Raw genomic sequence first — 17,743 nt, 5'->3', positions numbered from 1 at the left:
TCCCGCGAGGGTGGGCGGGCGAGGGCCCTGCAGCCAAGCGGCAGATCATCCGCTCTGCAACTGATCCGCCTGCACCGCTCCATCAACCCAATGCCACCGGTCCCCCAGTCTTGAAGCAACTGGCAGTACATCGCGGGCAAACAGGTAACGGCCGTGCCCGCCTGCGATGAGCACGCCAATGTGGCACTTGCTCTGACGATCACAGATGGATTTGCAGCCGTCCGAGTCGCGTACACCGTGACAGCGCTTGCGGTGAACCCCGACGCGCTCTAGCCTGCGTCGGACTTCACCGCAAGGACCACCCGTGAATCCTCGTTTGTTGTGGCTGGCACTGGCCGTGGCCGCCGGCACCCTGTCGTTGTCGGCCTGCCGTCAGGACGCGGCGGCACCCGCCAAGCCCGCTGCCGCCAAAGCCGCGCCGGAGGAAAGCGCCGACCAGTTCGTCGCGCGTATCAGCGCCGAGTACAAGGCCGCTTACCCGGAACTCACTGCCGCGCAGTGGTTGTCTTCGACCTACATCAACGGCGACTCGCAGCTGCTGGCCGCCAAGGCCAACGAACGCTCGCTGGCGCAACTGGACCGCTGGATCGAACAATCCAAGCAGTATGCAGGCACCCCGATGTCGGCCGACAGCGCGCGTGCATTGCAACTGCTGAAATTGATGAGCGCCCTGCCCGCCCCACGCGACCCGGCCAAGCTGGCAGAGCTCACCCGGATCGCCGCCAAGATGGAAGGCGATTATGGTGCGGCCAGTTATTGCGTGGACGATGGCGAACAACGCCGCTGCCGCCAGCTTGGCGAGCTGGAACAGGTGCTGGCCAGCAGCCGTGATTACGCCGAACAGCTGGATGCCTGGCAGGGCTGGCATGGCACTGCAGTCCCGATGCGCAAGGACTACCAGCGCTTTGTCGAGCTCGCCAACGAGGGCGCGCGCGGGCTGGGCTTTGCCGATGTCGGCGTGCTGTGGCGCAGCGGTTACGACATGCCGCCAGCGCAACTGGCCAGCGAAACCGACCGCCTCTGGGAACAGGTCAAGCCGCTGTACGCACAACTGCAGTGCTATGCGCGCGGCAAGCTCGACACGCAGTACGGCAAGGACAAGGGCGAGCTCGCCGGCGGCATGTTGCCCGCGCATCTGATGGGCAATATGTGGCAGCAGGACTGGAGCAATCTGTGGGACCTGCTGCAGCCGTACCCGGGTGCCGGCGACCTGGACATCACCGCTGCGCTGGAAAAACAGTACCAGGGCAACCTGAGTGCGGTGCTGGCGCGCACCACCGGCACCGAAGGCGGCAGCGGCGCACGCTTCCAGGCCGAGCGCGAAGCGCAGCTGCGCACCGCAAAACAGATGACCGAACGTGCGCAGGATTTCTACACCTCGCTCGGCATGCCCAAGCTCCCCGACACCTATTGGCAGCGTTCGCAGTTCATCAAACCGCTGGACCGCGACGTGGTCTGCCATGCCAGCGCATGGGACATGAACATGGGCGGCGAAGCGACGCAGAACATCGGTGCGGACGTGCGCACCAAGATGTGCATCAAGCCGACCGAAGAAGATTTCACCACCATCTATCACGAGCTTGGGCACATCTATTACGACCTGGCCTACAACCCGCTGCCGCCACTGTTCCAGAACGGCGCCAACGACGGTTTCCACGAAGCGATCGGCGACACCATCGTGCTGGCGATGACGCCCAAGTATCTGCAGTCGATCGGCATGGTCGGCGAACAGCAAACCAGCCGCGAGGCGCTGCTCAATTCGCAGATGCGCATGGCGCTGAGCAAGGTTGCCTTCCTGCCGTTCGGACTGATGATCGACCGCTGGCGCTGGGGCGTGTTCGACGGCTCGATCCCCCCCGAGCGTTACAACCAGGCCTGGTGGGAACTGAAAGCCAGGTACCAGGGCGTTGCACCGGCGAGCCCACGCGGCGAAGAGTTCTTCGATGCCGGCGCCAAGTACCATGTGCCCGGCAACACGCCGTACACCCGGTATTTTCTTGCGCACATCCTGCAGTTCCAGTTCTACAAGGGCCTGTGCGAAGCCGCCGGCCATCAAGGCCCGTTGTACGAGTGCAGTTTCTACGGCAACAAGGACGCCGGGCAGAAGTTCTGGTCGATGCTGCAACGGGGTTCCAGCCAACCCTGGCAGACCACGCTGAAGGAACTTACCGGCAACGACCGCCTGGATGCCGGCCCGATGCTGGAATATTTCGCGCCGATGAACGAGTGGCTGAAGCAGCAGAACCAGGGAAAATTGTGCGGCTGGCAGGCGAACGCACCCGCGGCCGCCAGCACTACGCCTGTGCCTGCCGCAACGCACTGACGCACGCGCTTCTCGCAGTATGCGGCGGCCCTCACCCTGGCTGCCGCATAACGTTGATTTGATAAACGCACAAAACGCCGGCGATATACTGCGCGCCCGCTGCACCGGCGCAGCATGCAGGATGCATCCAGTGAACAACCCCTCCACCGGCCCGGACCCGCGCGACGCGGACCGCAACAAGCAGTTCATCGACGACGCAAACGACCGCGCATTCGACCCGATCTACAGCAGCAAGAGCAGCGACTACGCGCTGGAAGTGGGTGGCAGCAACATCGAGCTCAGCCCCGAAGATCAGACGGTCAAGTATTCCCATACCAGCCAGCAGAGCAGCGGCAGTCCGACGCAGCCGCTGGGCGAGAACAGCCTGCGCACCAGCCGCTCGCTCGGCCTGGGCAAGCTCAGCGACGCCGAGGCCAAGACCACCACCTTCAACCTCGAGGCCGATGCCAACACCGGCCAGCAGCAAAGCCTGCAGACCAAGCTCGGCGACAGCAAGCTGAGCATCGAGACCAGCACCAGTGCCGGGCAGCGCATGCGTTACGCACTGACGCTGCCCGGTGCAGACCAGCCTGCAGAAGCGGCCACACGCGTCAATCCGCTGCAGCCGGAGAGCCTGCCGATCGGCGCGCGCGCGGTGATGGACGCCCAGACCTACACCCAGCGCGATGCCTCGGCGAGCCTGCAACACCTCACCATGCAAAGCGAGATCACCGAAGCCAGCGGCCGCAGCTACCTGATCGAGCGGGTGGACGAGCGCCACGTGCGTGTGGTGACCGGGCCCAATGCAGCCATCGAGGCAGTGAACGCCGTTGGCGTCAAGGTGGGACCGGCGCAGGCCCTGCTCGGGCGCGCCGACACCCTGGGCCAGTCGCGTGTGGAGAGCGCGCAATTCGACCTGGCCGATCCGCGTGCGCGCGCAGCCATGGGCGCGTTCATACGCGAGGGCAAGATGGCACCGGGCGTGCCCGGCGTCGATGAGCTACAGACGGTGGAGCGGATCAGTTTCAGCTCGCAGCAGCGTCTGCAGCTGGAATTGGGCCCGCTCAGCGCCGATGTGGCCGGCAACCGGAATCAGGGCAGCCAGGTGCGCATCAGCACACCGGGCCAGGACGGCTACACCGTGGTGCAGCAACTGCAATACGGCGACAACGTGCCGCTGACGATCGTGCGCCAGTACGACGGCAACGACACCGAACGCGTGCAGGAACGCAGCTACCGCTTCGAGATCGATGGCGATGTCGCCGCGCCGGGGCTGCTGCAACGCCTGGGCGGGCGCAACGAGGCCAGCGAGGAAAAGGCGATTGCACAGAATCTCAACAGCGCGCTGAGCGGCGACATGGCGGGCACCGGTGCGATTGCGCCAGCGCAGAAGACCACGCTGGCCTTCAGCGAGGCACAGATGCAGGCGCTGATGCAGCAGACCCAGGCCAGCGTCGAAGCCGGCAGGATCGGCGGCAGCTCGCTGACGGCGCTGGTCGGCGACCGCAACGCCGCACCGCAGTCACCCGAACGCTTCGCGATCGCGATGGCCCGCAATGTGGGCGGCGAGCCGTATCCGTTCGTCGAGCGCCTGCAGCGCATCGCCGACGGCGCCGATGGAACATACGACGGCCGGTTGCAGCGCATCGATGCCGAGGTGCTCCCGCGCCAGGCGGCTGCGGCAACCGCGGCGGCGGATCCGCGCAATCCGGCCAGTCCGGACCATGCGCTGCTGACCCAATGCACCGCAGCGGTGGAGCAGCTGGAAGCCGCGCGCGGCCGCGTACCCGATGCGGACAGTGAGCGCCTGGCAGCCGGCGCGCTGGTGGCCGCACGCGAGCACGGGCTGCAGCGCGTCGACCACGTGGTGCTCGGCCGCGACCCGGCACAGGGCTTCGTGGTCCAGGGAGCGCTGGATTCGCCGGCGCACCTGCGCGGACCCTTCGATGCCCAGGCCGCGCAGCAGACGCCGGTGGACCACAGCCTGCAGCGCGCGCAGGCAGTGGGCGCCGCGCAGGATCGCAACGCCGCCGCGCAGGAACAGGCGCAGCAGCAGGACGTCCAGCGACAGGCTCCGGCGCGCTGATCAAGCGCGCTGGCTGATCCGCAGCCAAGCGCTGGCGCAATTCAGCCCCAACACGGCCCATCCACGCGGAATGGGCCGTGTTCGGAGCCGGCCTCGCCGACGCCGCTGCGTTATGACCTCAGTTGGTGCGCGCGGGCACCAGCCTCTGCGCGAACTCGATCCGGAACGCCTCGAAATCCCTGCCATCGGCGGCCGCCTCGGCATGCGCCGCGTCCTTGAGCGCGTCCGAATAGGTCAGCCGTACCGGCGTGCCCTGCCGCTCGTGCAGCTCGGCTGCGCGCATGATCAGGGCCAGCACCTGGGCGGCGCTGGTGCTTTCGCCGGCGATGCGGCCGTCCATGCCCAGCACCCATTCGCCATCGCGGCGGACAATACCGGCCAGTAGCGTGCGTTGCTGGTCGCGCAGTTCGGCATGCGGCTCGATCGGCGAAACCGGCGCGGGATTGGCGGCGGCCTGGTTGCGCTGGCGCTCGGCGGCGCGCTTGCGGGCATCGCGGCGCAGCTTGGAATCGGTGGACATGCAGGCTCCTGTGAGGTCAGAGATGGTCGGCCGGCTCCAGAGGCACTGCCTCCTCGGCCTGGCGGCGGCGCAGACGGCGGCCGCTGCGGCGTTCCCAACGCCAGAATAGCCAGCCCAGCAGGAAAAAACCGGTCATGCCGATCGCCAGATGGCGCGGGTGTTCACTCAGCAGCGGCGACAGCACCCCGGCCACCAGCGTATTGGTCATCAGCTGGGTGAAGGCCTGCAGCGAGGAGGCCAGGCCGCGCTGATGCGGGTACATGTCCAGCACCGCCAGCGCCAGGATCGGGAAGATCAGCGCCATGCCCACGCCGGCCAGGAAGATCGGCAGCACCGCCCAGGGCAGCGCGATCTGCGCCGCCGTCATGGTGTAGCCCAGGTTCGCCAGCGCCGCCACGCCGCAGCAGATGAAGCCGATGCGGATCTGCCGCACCGGGTCCATGCTGCCGGCCATGCGCCCGGACAGGAACGAGCCCAGGGTCATGCCGCCGATGGTGGGAATGAACAGCCAGGCGAAGTCGCCCTCGCCCAGGTGCAGGTGGCGCATGATCAGCACCGGCGCCGAGGCGATGTACAGGAAGATGCCGGCGAAGTTGAACGCACCGGCCGCCGCCAGCCGCTGAAAACGCGGGTTGAAGCCGATCCGCACGTAGTCGTGCATCAGGCGGCGCAGCTGCAGCGGCGTGCGCGCCTCCGGCGGGTGGGTCTCCGGCAGCCAGGTCAGCGTGGCCACCAGCAGCACCAGCCCGAACGCCACCAGGAACCAAAAGATCAGCGGCCAGCCGGCACCGCTGAGCAGGATCCAGCCGCCGATGATCGGCGCGATCGCCGGGGCGATGCCGAAGATCATCGACACTTGGCTCATCAGCCGTTGCGCGTCCGCCCCCTGGAACAGGTCGCGGATCACCGCCCGCCCGACGATCATGCCTACCCCGGCCGACAGCCCCTGCAACGCGCGGAACGCCAGCAGGGTGGGCAGGTCCTGCGACAGCGCGCAGCCCACCGAGCCGGCGATGAACAGCACCAGCCCGCCCAGGATCACCCGCTTGCGGCCCCAGGCATCGGACAGCGGGCCGTGCGCGATGCTCATCAGCCCGTAGGCGAGCAGATAGACGCTGATGGTCTGCTGGATCGCCACCTCGTCCACCGCCAGGCTGCGGCTGAGCCGCGAGAACGCCGGGAAGATGGTGTCGATGGAAAACGGGCCAAACATCGCCAACCCGGCGAGCAGCAGCGCCATGCGACGGGTGGAAGGCGTGGTGGGGGTCATGCAGGGATCCGAAACGTGGTGCATCGGGGGGACGCACGCCGGCGCCGCCCTGGGGGCGGCGTCGGGATGAGCACAAGGGCGTCGATGATAGGCGCTCGCCGTTGCAAGGTTAAGCAAACCCGAGCGCATGGCCTGCCGCGTGCGCTCCGGCGCGTGCGCACGCAGGCTATAATCGGCCGGCAACACGGTGGGAGAAGCGGCACTGCCGCTGCCGAAGGCGCAACAGCCCGTAATCGCTCAGGCCCGATACCATCCGCAGTACAACTCTGGAGAGACCGGCCGATGCCGGCGCCGAAGGGGCACGGAACGCAGGCAGGCCCAGCGCCATGCCGCGTTCTTAAACTCTCAGGCAAAAGGACAGAGGGGCGCGAGGAAGACTGTCGCTGCGACAGGAGGTGATGCGCTGCGCGCGTCACGCCGGTCCGGTGGCCGTCGACCATTCGTCTGCCCCCTGCCCCGGATGCCCGCCATGTCCCAGACCACGTCTTCCTTGCGCGACCTCGAACACCACAGTGCGTTCGTCGAACGCCATATCGGCCCCAACGACGCAGAAATCGCACAGATGCTGGAGGTGGTCGGCCACGCCTCGCTGGATGCGATGACCGATGCGATCGTGCCCGGCAACATCAAGTCGCCAGCGGCGCTGGCGCTGCCCGAGGCGATCACCGAAGAAGAGGCGCTGGCCAAGATCCGCGCCATCGCCAGCAAGAACCAGGTGCAGCGCAGCTTCATCGGCCAGGGCTATTACGGCACCCATACGCCGAAGGTGATCCTGCGCAACATCCTGGAAAACCCGGCCTGGTACACCGCCTACACGCCCTACCAGGCCGAGATTTCGCAGGGCCGCATGGAAGCGCTGATCAACTTCCAGACCCTGTGCGCCGACCTCACCGGCATGCAGATCGCCAACGCCTCGCTGCTGGACGAAGCCACTGCCGCGGCCGAAGCGATGACGCTGGCCAAGCGCTCGGCCAAGTCGAAGTCGGACACCTTCTTCGTGCATGACGCGGTGCACCCGCAGACGCTGGAACTGCTGCGCACCCGCGCCGAGCCGCTGGGCATCGTGCTGCGCGTCGGCACGCCGGAAGAGGCCTTGCAGGCCGAGTGCTTCGGCGTGCTGCTGCAGTACCCGGACAGCTTCGGGCATATCGGCGATCACGCCGCGCTGGCCGATGCGGTGCACGCGCAAGGCGGCCTGGTCGCGGTGGCCACCGACCTGCTGGCGCTGACCCTGATCGCCGCGCCCGGCGAATGGGGAGCCGATATCGTGGTCGGCAATTCGCAGCGCTTCGGCGTGCCGTTCGGCTTCGGCGGCCCGCATGCGGCGTTCATGGCCTGCCGCGATGCCTACAAGCGCTCGATGCCGGGCCGCTTGATCGGCGTGTCGATCGATGCCGCCGGCAACCCCGCCTACCGTTTGACGCTGCAGACGCGCGAGCAACATATCCGCCGCGAGAAGGCCACCTCCAACATCTGCACCGCGCAGGTGCTGCTGGCCGTGATGGCCTCGATGTACGCGGTCTACCACGGCCCCGAGGGCCTGATCCGCATCGCGCGGCGCACGCATCGCCTTGCCGCGATCCTGGCCGCCGCCCTGCGCGGTGCCGGCGTCACCGTAGGCGAGCAGTTCTTCGACACCCTGCACGTCAAGGCGATCGATGCCGAGGCCATCCACGCCAAGGCCCGCGCCGCCGGCATCAACCTGCGCGCGATCGACAGCGAAGCGGTCGGCATCAGCCTGGATGAAACCAGCACGCGCGCCGATGTGGTTGCACTGGCCGCGTTGTTCGGCGCGCAGGCGGATGTGGACGCGCTCGATGCCGCCACCGCCGACGCACTGCCGCACGGCCTGCGGCGCAGCAGCGCGTTCCTGACCCACCCGGTATTCAACACCCACCACAGCGAGCACGAACTGCTGCGCTACATGCGCTCGCTGGCCGACAAGGACCTAGCGATGGATCGCACCATGATCCCGCTGGGCAGCTGCACGATGAAGCTCAACGCCACCGCCGAAATGATCCCGGTGACCTGGCCCGAGTTCGGCGCAATCCATCCGCTGGCCCCGGCCGAGCAGTCGGCCGGCTACGCGCAGCTGATCGAGGAGCTGGAAGCGATGCTGGTCGAATGCACCGGCTACGACGCGGTGAGCCTGCAGCCCAACTCCGGCGCGCAGGGCGAGTACGCCGGCCTGCTGGCGATCCGTGCCTATCACCGCGCGCGCGGTGAAGCGCATCGCGACATCTGCCTGATTCCCGAATCCGCCCACGGCACCAATCCGGCCTCGGCGCAGATGTGCGGCATGACCGTGGTCGTGACCAAGTGCGATGCCAACGGCAATGTCGATGTCGACGACATCCGCGCCAAGGCGGAAAAGTACTCCGAGCGTCTGGCCGCATTGATGATCACCTACCCGTCCACCCACGGCGTGTTCGAAGAGGACGTGGTGGCGATCTGCGAAGCGGTGCACGCGCATGGCGGCCAGGTCTACACCGACGGCGCCAACATGAATGCCCTGGTCGGCGTGGCCAAGCCCGGCAAGTGGGGCTCGGACGTGTCGCACCTGAACCTGCACAAGACCTTCTGCATTCCGCATGGCGGCGGCGGCCCGGGTGTGGGCCCGTGCGCGGTGAAGTCGCATCTGGCGCCATACCTGCCTCGTGCCGGCATCCATGCCGGCGAAGGTCAAACTGCCGCCATCCATGGCGGCGGACTCAACTCCGAAAGCGGGAGTGGACACTCCTCGCGCATCGGCGGCATGGTCAGCGCGGCGGCCTACGGCTCGGCCTCGATCCTGCCGATCAGCTGGATGTACGTGACCATGATGGGCAGCGGCGGCCTGCGCAAGGCGACCCAGGTGGCCCTGCTCAATGCCAACTACATCGCCAAGCGCTTGGCGCCGCACTACAAGACGCTGTACACCGGCCGCAACGGCCTGGTGGCGCACGAGTGCATCCTCGACATCCGCCCGCTGGAAAAGAACAGCGGCATCGGTGCCGAAGACATCGCCAAGCGCCTGATCGACTTCGGCTTCCACGCGCCGACGCTGAGCTTCCCGGTCGCCGGCACCTTGATGGTGGAGCCGACCGAAAGCGAATCGCAGCACGAACTGGACCGCTTCATCGACGCGATGATCCAGATCCGCGAAGAGATCCGCGCCATCGAAGACGGCCGCCTGGACCGCGACGACAACCCGCTCAAGCACGCCCCGCACACCGCCACCCAGGTGTCGGCCAGCGAGTGGACCCACGCCTACCCGCGCGAACTGGCCGCCTTCCCGCTGCCCAGCCTCAAGCAGCAGAAGTACTGGCCGCCGGTGGCGCGCGTGGACAACGTCTACGGCGACAAGAACGTGATGTGCGCCTGCATCCCGGTGGATGCGTACAAGGACGACGTGGAGGCGTAAGCGCCACCACCAGGTAAAAGTGAAACCCAGCCGGTCACACGGCTGGGTTTTTTGTTGCCTTGCCGGGACAGGCAGGCGCTGCAGCCACCACAGGTTTTGCGTTTGTCACAGCCAGGGCGATAGCCGGCTCTTCATGGGCAGCGATGAAAGATTGCCCTGCGGCGCGTGCTGCGCTCATCGCACCGCACTCGACCAGGCGACAGCGATGCCATCTGCCCGTCGCAGGCGGATGCATCAACACTTCGTGCAGGACGACTGCGCCAGTAGGTACACATGCGCCGCAGGCAGCGGTACCCGCTCACGCCCCGGCAACACGTGTACCCGGCCATCTCATGCCGGTGTCCTACCAACCACACGTTTGCCTGCCCTACACGTGCGGTGGAGATGATGGCGGACGTCCTCACGCACACGGCAGACCTGCGCATGCTTCAGCTGAAACACTTCGGCATCCTCCTGCTGGTGGCCTGCACGCTGGCCGCGTGTGCGCCACGCCGCCCTGGCGAGGTGCCGGCGCTGGTGCACGCGGCCGATGCGCAGGCCGAGGTGGTGCAGACCGATGCCGGCGCAGTCCGCGGTGTTGCCGGCGCGCAGGGGCGGGTGTTTTTGGGCGTGCCGTTCGCCGCGCCGCCGGTGGGCGCATTGCGCTTTCGCGCGCCGCAGGCGGCGCCAGCCTGGAAGGGAGTCCGCGATGCCACCCAGGCCGGGCCGGCGTGCCTGCCGCGTTATCGCTTCGGGCAGAAGCAGGTGTCCGAGGATTGCCTCACGCTCAACGTCTATGCGCCACCCGGCCCTGCGCCAGCGCATCCGCGCGCTGTGATGGTGTGGATCTACGGTGGCGCGCTGGAGCTGGGCAGCAATGTCGACTACGACCTGAGTGCACTGGCGGCGCGGCAGAACGTCATCGTGGTGGCGCCCAATTACCGGCTTGGAGTGTTCGGCTTCTTCGCGCATCCGGCGCTGCGTGGCGAGGGCGAAGGCGCATATGCATTGCTCGATCAACAGGCTGCGTTGCGCTGGGTCAGGCGCAATATCGCCGCCTTCGGTGGCGATGCGCACAACGTCACCGTGTTCGGTGAATCGGCCGGTGCCTGGAGCATCTGCTATCAACTGGCCGCACCGGGCGCGGCCGGTCTGTTCCAACGCGCAATCCTGCAGAGCGGCAGTTGCCTGGCCAGCGATTCCAGCCTGCCGCGTGCCGAGGCCGAACGCGGCGGTGTGCGCATGGCGCAGACGCTTGGCTGCGAGCGCGCAGGCGATGTTGCCGCCTGCCTGCGCGCATTGCCTGCCGACACCGTGGCCGACGCAAAACCACAGCGCCGTGGCCTGACCGGCAGCGATGCATGGGCGCCGATGTCCGGCGGCGAGGTGTTGCCGTTGCCGCCCGCCAAGGCGATCGCCAACCTGCAACATGCGCAGGTGCCGGTGCTGATCGGCAGCAACCGCAACGAAGGGCGGCTGTTTGCGCAGCTGCTGTCCTACATCGGCAAGCTCAACCTGCGCAGCGGTTATGAGGCACGCCTCAAGCGCATGCACGCCGACCCTACCGCGATCATGGCGCGCTACGCGGACGTTGCCGCGCAATCGCGCTGGGATGCGTTTGCCGACATCGTCACCGATGGCGGATTCGCCTGCCCGACACGCCGGCTGGGCCAGGCCTTGCGCAGCCGCGCGCCTGTGTATGCGTACGAATTCGACGACCCGCAGGCGCCTTACGGCCTGTTGCGCCTGCCGTTCTCGCATCCGCTGGGCGCGTATCACGCGTCCGAGCTGGTGTACCTGTTCCAGCGTCCGTGGGTGCTCAGTGGCGAGCCGGCGTTCACGCCGGCGCAGCAGGCCTTCGCCGATACGCTGCAGGATTACTGGGGCGCGTTTGCACGCACCGGCGATCCGAACGGGGCTGGCCGTCCGCAATGGCCGCGCTTCGATGGCGACGCTCCGTTGACGCTGTCGCCCGGCAGGATCGGCGCAACGCCCGACTTCGCGCAACGGCATCGCTGCACGTTCTGGGATGCACAGGCAACGCTGACGCCACCGCACGCGATCGCAACGCCGGCACAGTCACACTCGCATTGATCGCATCATCAGGAGCCACCCATGTCCGTTTCCACCTCATCCCCCTGCCCCACGGTGCGCCTGCGCAACGGACGCAGCGTGCCGGCACTCGGGCTCGGCTCGTGGAATCTGGGCCAGGGACGACACCCGCCGCAGCAGGAGATCGATGCGCTGCAGACAGGCCAGCAATTGGGCATGCGCCTGATCGACACCGCCGAGATGTATGGCAATGGACGGTCGGAGCAATTGATCGGCCAGGCCATGGACAGCGCGCAGCGGCCTTATCTGGTGTCGAAGGTCCTGCCGAGCAATGCCAGCGCGCGCGGCATCGCGCGTGCCTGCGAGGCCAGCCTGCAGCGGCTTGGCGTGCGCACGCTGGATCTGTATCTGCTGCACTGGCGCGGCGGCAGCGAGCTGCGCGAAGTGGTCGATGCCTTCGAGGCCTTGCGCGATGCCGGCAAGATCCGCGACTGGGGCGTGTCGAATTTCGATGTGGAGGACATGCAGGACCTGTGGGAGATCGAGGGCGGGCAGCATTGCCTGGTCAATCAGGTGCTGTATCACGCCGGTAGCCGCGGCATCGAGTTCGATCTGCTGCCGTGGTGCGCACAGCACGAGGTGACGGTAATGGCGTATTCGCCGCTGGGCAGCCGCGCATTGCTGGATCACCCGGTACTGCACGCGATCGGCGAGCGACGCGGCGTGGCCGCAACTGCGGTAGCGCTGGCATGGGCGATCCGCAGTGGCCAGGTCATTGCCATTCCCGAATCGGGAACGCCCGCGCATGTGCGCGCGAATGCAGCGGCGTGCACGCTGCACCTGGACGCGCAGGACCTTGCCGAACTGGACCGTGCGTTCCCGCCACCGACACGCAAGCAGCCGCTGGATCTGCTGTAGTCGCGTGCAACGGTCGCGTTCGCTGCATGCGCTTGCAGACCGTGCATCGGCGCATTGCGTGACAGACGCATCGGGCAGCTGCGATCCAGCGCAAGCTTTTGGCTGCATGTGAGTATTCGTTCGCATGCAGACACGTGCACTTAACAGCGCCACTCCCAGGCTCAGTGGATCAGCCCGCATCTCAAGCCCGCCAGAGTGGAGTCCCATGCCCAAGTCCCCCAGCAAGTCCGCGCAACTTCCGTCCACCGCTGCTGTCAGCGCAACTCCCGAAACGTTGCGCGGCACGGGCGATGAATTGCATCAGAAGGCCGGCGGCACCCATCCGCAGCTGACCACCAACCAGGGCATTCCGGTTGGCGACAACCAGAACTCGCTGCGCGCCACGCCGCGCGGGCCGACGTTGCTGGAAGACTTCATCCTGCGCGAGAAGATCACCCACTTCGATCACGAGCGCATCCCCGAGCGCATCGTGCACGCACGTGGCAGCGCGGCGCATGGCTATTTCGAGCTGACCAAGTCGTTGAGCCAGTACACCACCGCCAAGATCTTCACTGAAGTGGGCGAGAAGACGCCGTTGTTCACGCGTTTTTCCACCGTCGCCGGTGGTGCCGGCTCGGTGGACACGCCGCGCGACGTGCGCGGGTTTGCGGTGAAGTTCTATACCAAGGAAGGCAACTGGGATCTGGTGGGCAACAACATCCCGGTGTTCTTCATCCAGGATTCGATGAAGTTCCCGGACCTGATCCACGCGGTGAAAATGGAACCGGACCGCGGTTTCCCGCAGGCCGCCAGTGCGCACGACACCTTCTGGGACTTCATCTCGCTGAGCCCCGAATCGATGCATATGATCATGTGGGCGATGAGCGACCGCACCATTCCGCGCTCGCTGCGCATGATCGAAGGCTTCGGCATCCACAGCTTCCGTTTCCTCAATGAAAAGGGCGACAGCACCTTCGTCAAGTTCCATTGGCGCCCCAAGCTCGGCCTGCAGTCCACGATCTGGGACGAGGCGGTGAAGATTGCCGGCGCCGACCAGGACTTCCATCGTCGCGATCTGTTCGAATCGATCCAGAACGGCGACTTCCCCGAGTGGGAGCTGGGGGTGCAGCTGTTCACCGAGGCGGAAGCCGATGCATTCCCGTTCGATCACCTGGATTCGACCAAGGTCATTCCGGAAGAACTGGTGCCGCTGCAGATCGTGGGCCGCATGGTGCTCGACCGCTGGCCGGACAACTTCTTCGCGGAGACCGAGCAGGTCGCGTACTGCCCGGCCAACATCGTGCCCGGCATCGACTTCAGCAACGATCCGCTGCTGCAGGGCCGCCTGTTCTCGTATCTGGATACGCAACTGAGCCGCCTGGGTGGGCCGAACTTCCACCAGATCCCGGTCAATGCGCCCAAGTGCCCGTTCGCCAACAACCAGCGCGACGGCCATATGCAGATGGGCGTCCCCAAGGGCCGTGTCGCCTACGAACCCAGCTCATTGCAGGCCGATGCACCGCGTGAGGCGCTGCGTGGATTCCCCAGCCATGCGACACCGGCCGAAGACGGCGCCAAGGGCCGCGTACGCGCAGCAAGTTTTGCCGATCACTACAGCCAGGCACGCATGTTCTTCCGCAGCCAGACCGCACCGGAACAGGCGCATATGGCATCGGCGCTGGTGTTCGAGTTGTCCAAGGTGGAGACCGCGCACGTGCGCGAAGCCATCGTCGGTCACCTGCGTCACATCGACCCGACGCTGGCACAGCGTGTGGCCGATGGCATGGGCATGACCACGTTGCCGCCGGCACCGCCGGCTGCGGTCGCACCGACCGACATGCCGCTGTCGCCTGCCTTGCAGCTGATCGGCAAGATGAAGGACACCTTGCAGGGCCGCACGGTCGGTATCCTGATTCACGACGGCTCCGATGCAGCGACGATCAAGGCGGTGCGCAAGGCTGCCGAAGCCGCCGGTGCCACGGTCAAGATCGTCGCGCCGAAACTGGGTGGCGCCAAGCTCAGCGACGGCAAGCAACTGGCTGCCGACGGTCAATTGGCCGGCACACCTTCGGTGGTGTTCGATGCGGTGGCGGTAGTGTTGTCGTCGGAAGCTGCCAAGGCGCTGACACGCGAATCGGCGGCGCTGGATTTCGTCAGCAATGCGTGGGCGCATCTGAAGGCAATCGCCTTCGACGATGGCGCGCAGCTGCTGCTGAAGGCCGGCAATGTCGGCAAGGACGCGGGTGTGATCGCGGCGGCAGATACCAAGGCATTCATCACTGCCGCCAAGACCCGCCAGTGGGCACGCGAACCGAAGGTGCGCATGTTGGCGTAACCACATCCGCATGGGCTGCGCAGGCTTGGGCGCGAACGACTTCTACGTCGTTTGCGCCCAAGTCGTTTATGCGGGTAGCAACTCATCTTCAGCAGTAGATCAACGCGTCCTGTGCAACGGCCGGCCTTCAGCCACTGTTTTGGCCACGTCTACTAAACAATGCTGCGACTTGGAATCCTGGCTGTCTTTATGTCGTTGCGCGGTTGTGTCTTTGGGGTGTGGGCGCGCGCTGCCAGCTCGGCAGTAGAGCGGCGGGCTGCGGTTTGGCTGCGAGGCCCTTGCCCACCCACCATCGCAGGACACGCCGCAAGTACGTCCTTGTAGGCTCTTACGCGGCATCCATGCCGCGTAAGGTCCCGCGACGGTGGGCGGGCAAGGACCCGTCGAGAGAATCGGTGTGCACGTTTGCAAGCAAGAGCATGCGGTGCGCTGTGTGGATCACTCTGGGTCCAACTGGCTTCTCACCGCCTTCTCGTTGCAAGCGAAATAGTCGACAGGCTTCAACACGTGACCGACCAACTTCTCTTCTGCCCAGGCTGAGCAACAAGCTTTCAGGAAAACAGCCGACCAACTGTCTGGTGCGGTGCCCTCGCCGCTTGCGGGACCGTGTGGCGGCATGGATGCCGCCACCGAGCCTCCATGGACGGATTCACGGCGTGTCCCGCAAGCGGTGGGGGCGCCGCACACTCGACTCACCAGGCTTTCGACTGCATCTACCAAACGAAACTGCAACCCGGAATCCCGATGGATTCACGCAGCTCCCCGCAAGCATTACAGAGAAGCCGTGCTCGACCGACTCAGCAACTGAGCAGTCGTCTTGCTCAGGCGCGCTAAGCCGGTTCGGCAGTAAACTGCGCCGCGTTCGCCAGCGCGCGGTACTCGCGTGGCGTCATGCCGACCGCCAGCTTGAACTGCCGTGCGAAGGCGCTCTGATCGCTGAAACCGCAGGCATGCCCGATTTCGGTGAGGCTCTTGTTTCCGTGCAGCAGATGCATCGCCATCTGCAGGCGTAGCTTGGCCAGCACCTGTTGCGGGGTGAGTTGAAACACCTTGCGGAACGAGCGTTGCAGCTTGGACATCGAAAACCCGGTGATCTCCACCAGCGCCTGCATGCGCACGTTCTGCGCGTAGTTGGCGTTGAGGTACGCCAGCGCAAGCCGCAGTTTTTCGTACTGCGATTCGTGCCCGTCCTGCGGCCCCAGATCGCGCGAGATGCCGATGATGCCCTGCACCTTGCCGTCGACCAGCAGCGGACGTTTGCAGGTCAGGCACCAGCCCGGTTCGCGGTTGGCGAACAGATGCAGTTCCAGCAGGTTGTCGATCACTTCACCGGCCAGCACCTGCTCGTCCTGATTGGCGTAGTTTGCGCCCAGCCCGCTGGGATAGACCTCGGCAACGCGCTTGCCGATCAGTTCCTTGCGCGATTTCAGGCCCAGGCGCCGCAGCATGGTCTGGTTGACGTGGGTATAGCGGCCCTCGCGATCCTTGACGAAGAACAGCACGTCCGGCACCGCATCGAACAACGCTTCCAGATCGGCAGGATCGATGCTCTTCATGGAGGTCATGCGGGACTGGACTCGGGATCAGGAAAGACGCAGCTGGGCTAACGCGCGCCACCGCTGCAGGCCGCAGCGCATGCAGCGCCATGATACGCCGCGCGCCCCAGACGCCGGCGCACTGGCTCAGCGCGGGTTGTCGGCCACCTTGGACGCGGCCGGCGCAGCCTTGCTGTCCACCGCCGCTGCGGTGGGGTTGCCGATGCGATCCAGCGGCACCTGCTGCGCGCGCCAGCCACTGACCACCGCCGCGCCGGACTGCGAGCCAACCTGCACCTGCAGGCGTGCACTGCCGCCGGGTGCGATGAACTCGACGGCACAATCGCCGGCGGCCATGCAGCTGTCGGCGGCGAGCGGATCCACCAGCTGCCAGCCCTGCTCCATCACCGCCTGCGCAAACGCGCGGTAGCCCATGCCGGGCTTCAGCGTGGCCGGCAGCGGCACGCCCGGATCGCTGGCCACCGCATCGGTGCCAACCGCGGCAGTCGCAGCCACGGGCGCACGCGCGGGCACGGCGGCGGGCCGCGATGCGGCATTCAGGGCAGGACTACAGACGAGGGCGAGCGCCCACAGTGAGGGGCGGAACAAGGTGCGCATGCAAACGGTCCTTGCGATCCTGGCAGGGAGTTGAGGAAGTTAAAGAATCGCTATTTTGACATGGCTTGCGTGCACTGCGGCACTGCTGGCTCATACTGGCATTCAGCCAGATGCGGCGATCCAGGCAATCTCAGCGCGCCGCAAGCGGACTCATCCAGGCGTGGACGCTGCCAGCACGCAACACCGCATCTGCGAACATCGTCTGACTGGCGAAGCGCGATTGCGCAGACCTCGGGTCGAACGCCGGACCAACCCCCGCATGGCCGGTATGGCGGCAGAGTCGCCATCTCCGCAAGCGCGTTGCATCATTGCGGTTTGATCGTGGAGTACCCGATGCCCGACACCACCTCCCCCGTCTATGCGGTCGGCCAGCTCTGGCGCTGCCGTGGGCGCACCGAAACCGAGACCCCGCTGCTGCTGATCAACCAGATCGATGTGCATCCCCACGGCGGCCAGATCCTGCACGTGAGCATCAGCGACATCCAGGTACGTCACGCAGGATTGCCCGATGGGATCCTGGACGCGCTGCCGCACATCCCGGTGATCGCGCAGACCCTGGAGCGCAGCGCTGCCGAACACGTCGGCACTGCCGCGCCCAATCAGGATTACCTGCCGGGTTATGCAGAATGGAAGGCCGCCTTCGATGCCGGCAATGCCGGCTCGTTCGGCATCGCGGTGGCGGAGATCCTGCAGATCGTCGAAGGCCAGTTGGCCAAACGCGATCAGCTGCCGAACTGAGCAAACCG

Annotated in this window: 11 protein-coding genes and 1 riboswitch; of the genes, 7 read left to right on the top strand and 4 right to left on the bottom strand. The window is 66.3% G+C overall.

What is annotated here, in order from left to right:
- Positions 1-304 precede the first annotated feature (304 nt).
- Together AC1KVE_RS08840 and AC1KVE_RS08835 are read left to right on the top strand one after the other, a co-directional pair.
- Positions 305-2,323 carry a M2 family metallopeptidase gene (locus AC1KVE_RS08840; protein ID WP_481092770.1) on the top strand — a complete coding sequence of 673 codons (2,019 nt, stop codon included), beginning with the start codon at positions 305-307 and terminating at the stop codon, positions 2,321-2,323.
- Between the two features lie 130 nt (positions 2,324-2,453).
- The gene (locus AC1KVE_RS08835) at positions 2,454-4,388 is read left to right on the top strand and encodes an XVIPCD domain-containing protein (RefSeq protein ID WP_481092769.1); all 1,935 of its coding nucleotides are present in this window, start codon (positions 2,454-2,456) and stop codon (positions 4,386-4,388) included.
- Positions 4,389-4,506: 118 nt separating this feature from the next.
- On the opposite strand, the gene AC1KVE_RS08830 is transcribed toward AC1KVE_RS08835, so the two are convergent.
- Entirely contained in the window at positions 4,507-4,908 is a 402-nt protein-coding gene (locus AC1KVE_RS08830) for a hypothetical protein (protein WP_154831626.1), read from the bottom strand.
- Between the two features lie 16 nt (positions 4,909-4,924).
- Positions 4,925-6,178: a multidrug effflux MFS transporter gene (locus AC1KVE_RS08825; protein WP_024939474.1), complete on the bottom strand. Its 1,254-nt coding sequence runs from the start codon at positions 6,176-6,178 to the stop codon at positions 4,925-4,927.
- A 256-nt stretch (positions 6,179-6,434) separates the two neighbouring features.
- Positions 6,435-6,549, top strand: a riboswitch (glycine riboswitch).
- Between the two features lie 98 nt (positions 6,550-6,647).
- On the opposite strand from AC1KVE_RS08825, the gene gcvP reads away from it, so the two are divergent.
- The 4 genes from gcvP to AC1KVE_RS08805 all read left to right on the top strand — a co-directional run bounded on the left by gcvP (position 6,648) and on the right by AC1KVE_RS08805 (position 14,844).
- A complete protein-coding gene (gcvP, locus tag AC1KVE_RS08820; RefSeq protein WP_481092768.1) occupies positions 6,648-9,581 on the top strand; it encodes an aminomethyl-transferring glycine dehydrogenase in 2,934 nt (977 codons plus the stop codon).
- A gap of 423 nt (positions 9,582-10,004) precedes the next feature.
- Entirely contained in the window at positions 10,005-11,654 is a 1,650-nt protein-coding gene (locus AC1KVE_RS08815) for a carboxylesterase/lipase family protein (RefSeq protein WP_481092767.1), read from the top strand.
- A gap of 21 nt (positions 11,655-11,675) precedes the next feature.
- Positions 11,676-12,530: an aldo/keto reductase gene (locus AC1KVE_RS08810; protein WP_065031894.1), complete on the top strand. Its 855-nt coding sequence runs from the start codon at positions 11,676-11,678 to the stop codon at positions 12,528-12,530.
- A gap of 205 nt (positions 12,531-12,735) precedes the next feature.
- Positions 12,736-14,844 (top strand): catalase, encoded by a 2,109-nt coding sequence (locus tag AC1KVE_RS08805; protein WP_046342001.1) that lies wholly within the window; start codon positions 12,736-12,738, stop codon positions 14,842-14,844.
- Between the two features lie 830 nt (positions 14,845-15,674).
- Here AC1KVE_RS08805 and AC1KVE_RS08800 read toward each other — a convergent pair.
- Positions 15,675-16,400: a PAS domain-containing protein gene (locus tag AC1KVE_RS08800; protein ID WP_481092788.1), complete on the bottom strand. Its 726-nt coding sequence runs from the start codon at positions 16,398-16,400 to the stop codon at positions 15,675-15,677.
- 126 nt (positions 16,401-16,526) lie between these two features.
- Positions 16,527-16,997, bottom strand: a complete 471-nt coding sequence (locus tag AC1KVE_RS08795) for a hypothetical protein (protein WP_065031898.1) — start codon at positions 16,995-16,997, stop codon at positions 16,527-16,529.
- A 333-nt stretch (positions 16,998-17,330) separates the two neighbouring features.
- On the opposite strand from AC1KVE_RS08795, the gene AC1KVE_RS08790 reads away from it, so the two are divergent.
- A complete protein-coding gene (locus tag AC1KVE_RS08790) occupies positions 17,331-17,735 on the top strand; it encodes a hypothetical protein (protein WP_481092766.1) in 405 nt (134 codons plus the stop codon).
- Positions 17,736-17,743: the final 8 nt, after the last annotated feature.

Source organism: Xanthomonas sp. NCPPB 2864, assembly GCF_056675615.1.
This window is presented reverse-complemented; position numbering and strand designations above follow the sequence as displayed.